This is a genomic window from Candidatus Magnetobacterium casense, from assembly GCF_019173545.1.
GTDB lineage: Bacteria > Nitrospirota > Thermodesulfovibrionia > Thermodesulfovibrionales > Magnetobacteriaceae > Magnetobacterium > Magnetobacterium cryptolimnobacter.
On sequence record NZ_JABXWD010000521.1, the window covers coordinates 1 to 2,072 of the forward strand.

The 2,072-nt window shown below is 51.4% G+C and carries 5 protein-coding genes; all 5 read right to left on the minus strand.

The window, feature by feature from the left end:
- Positions 1–85: 85 nt before the first annotated feature.
- Positions 86–331, minus strand: a complete 246-nt coding sequence (locus HWQ67_RS17100) for a hypothetical protein (protein WP_218253900.1) — start codon at positions 329–331, stop codon at positions 86–88.
- Positions 292–444, minus strand: coding sequence for a hypothetical protein (locus tag HWQ67_RS17105; protein ID WP_218253901.1), 153 nt, complete (start codon positions 442–444; stop codon positions 292–294). The genes HWQ67_RS17100 and HWQ67_RS17105 overlap by 40 nt, the downstream gene beginning before the upstream one ends.
- A gap of 11 nt (positions 445–455) precedes the next feature.
- On the minus strand, positions 456–716 hold the full coding sequence (locus HWQ67_RS17110; RefSeq protein ID WP_218253902.1) for a hypothetical protein: 261 nt from the start codon (positions 714–716) through the stop codon (positions 456–458).
- Between the two features lie 2 nt (positions 717–718).
- The gene (locus HWQ67_RS17115; protein WP_218253903.1) at positions 719–1,300 is read right to left on the minus strand and encodes a hypothetical protein; all 582 of its coding nucleotides are present in this window, start codon (positions 1,298–1,300) and stop codon (positions 719–721) included.
- A 227-nt stretch (positions 1,301–1,527) separates the two neighbouring features.
- Positions 1,528–2,072: hypothetical protein (locus HWQ67_RS17120; RefSeq protein ID WP_218253904.1), on the minus strand; the 545-nt coding region annotated here is incomplete at its 5' end.

A 2,072-nucleotide genomic window follows, 5' to 3' on the forward strand; every position in this document is an offset into this window, starting at 1 on the left:
GGTTTAATGTCATACCCCGCTGGGCTAAAAGCTGTATAGCTCGTTCACGGGTTAGCCCTACTGGTAATTTTATTGTTGGCACCTTCTATTCCCCCTTGTTCTGCTCCCTGAGTCTACGTCTGCCTGTACGCCCTATGTCGAAGATAAGTACCCCTATCACAATCATCACCAGGGCTATTGTCATTGCAATGTCTTCAAAGCCGTACATACCTGCCAGCACCCCCATTACAGGAGTGGCAAGGCAAAAGGACATACCCGTTATCTGCAGGCGTATGTACTTCTGTTCGGGGGCTACCGGATGCTTGCTATCTTTTGTCTCAGTTCGTTCCATCCTGATTGTTCCTCTGCCCTTTGTGCCTTGTAGAGCTGCCCGATGATAAGGGCTATACAGCCAATGGCCACGACGAGGGCAAATGCGAACTGTAAAGCTGCCCATGCTTCCATTGCTTACCTCCTTACCTGCGGAATCTACTGAATACGCCCTGCCTGACTTCGTAAAGAGCCTTCACTTTTCTACCTTTTATTACTACGGGTCTAACCTGCGCCATCCTGACGATGCGGTGGTCATCAATTACATCGCCATACCGCCCAGACATTGCCGCAGCTTTGGCATTGTCCTTACTGTCGTAGCCGCTCTGTACTATGACATAGCTACGTTTCCCCCCAGACCCGTAGTTGCCATGGCCGTGAAGGATACACCAGCCCTTTTTTACCATATCTACCTCCTTATCAAGCCAAATATCCCACTGAACGCCGATATCGCTATCGGTGCCAGGTCTTTGGCCACTATCACAAGCAGGGCTATCCCGGCGGCATACCAGAATATGGGGATGACAGCCAGCGCCGTGCCCTGCCGGAACAGATTGGCATTCAGAACTATCAGGTGAGGCAATGTCGTGGTGAAGAAGTTGATCGGCACCATTATGAGGCCCCAGGTGCCCCCGGTTTCAATAGACACACCGAGGTTATACCCGAAGGCATCATTGAGCACGCCTGCCTCTGTGCTGTAGACCCTACTGCCGGCCGCAAAATCATCCGCGGTGGTGTTATCGTAGCCCCGCTCGGCCACTATGAAGGCTGTGGCATTCGTTGAACTATGCAGAATCTTCTCATTGCCCAGCCGTATGATGTCTTCATTGTTGAACGATGCGGTGCTGACAACAGGGATCACCGTGGCGTTGGCTGTCACATTCTCGGTTAGCAGGGTGCTGACTATCCCGCCACCACCCTGCATGATGGCCGCCAGGAACGAACAGCCTATGAATATGACAAGGAACGTCACAAGTAGTCTATGCGTCATAGTTACCTCTTAATCCTTACTACTATGTCCTTTTGATGATGCCCCCGCCGCCTGCCAATGAGTAACCCTAGCCCGAGGCAAACTACTCCAACTATGACAGCGGTAATGCCAAAGAAGCGTACCATGATTGCAGCCAATATCAGAATGACAACTATAATAATTCCTCGCTTCACCCTACACCCCCTTCACGTGATATTTCTACTTGGCACATATCCGTTACCTCCTTCTTATATCACCGGTTGCCTCTCCCAGATTATGGCTCCGATTAGGCCGAAAGCCATGAGTAGCATTACCCACCAGGGGAATATGCCCATCGTGTAGAACAGTATGGACAGTCCCATCCCGGTGATGGTAGTCAAGACGAAGTGCTGTGGCTTTTCCGTGCCCTTCTTGGTATCAAATCCCAGGTGTACTCCGAACATGGCGAGAATGAGGAGAAACCAGGCTAAGCCCAGCCAAACCAGCCTTTCGTTCAGGAAACCATCTATGCTGAGCAGTTGCACAAATGGGTACAAAGGGTTGCCGCGCAATCTAACAAGGTCCACATCGCCCGTCATTGTCTCGGGGTCGGGGTTGATGATGTCCGTGCTGCCCGGCGCCAGGTACTGGTAATAGTAAGACTCATTGTAGGATTGGTCGAATTGCAGCTCCGACATCTCAGTAGTGACGCCCGTGGGGTTGGTGCCCCAGGTAATGGTGGCATCGTTGTCGTTCTGCTCATCGGGTAGGGTTGTCCCTTGAATTATGGAATCGGGTTTATACTCAAGCTGTA

Coding starts and splice junctions, on each gene's coding strand:
- HWQ67_RS17110 (WP_218253902.1), bottom strand. CDS start 716: ATGGTAAAAAAGGGCTGGTGTATCCTTCACGGCCATGGCAACTACGGG.
- HWQ67_RS17105 (WP_218253901.1), bottom strand. CDS start 444: ATGGAAGCATGGGCAGCTTTACAGTTCGCATTTGCCCTCGTCGTGGCC.
- HWQ67_RS17115 (WP_218253903.1), bottom strand. CDS start 1,300: ATGACGCATAGACTACTTGTGACGTTCCTTGTCATATTCATAGGCTGT.
- HWQ67_RS17100 (WP_218253900.1), bottom strand. CDS start 331: ATGGAACGAACTGAGACAAAAGATAGCAAGCATCCGGTAGCCCCCGAA.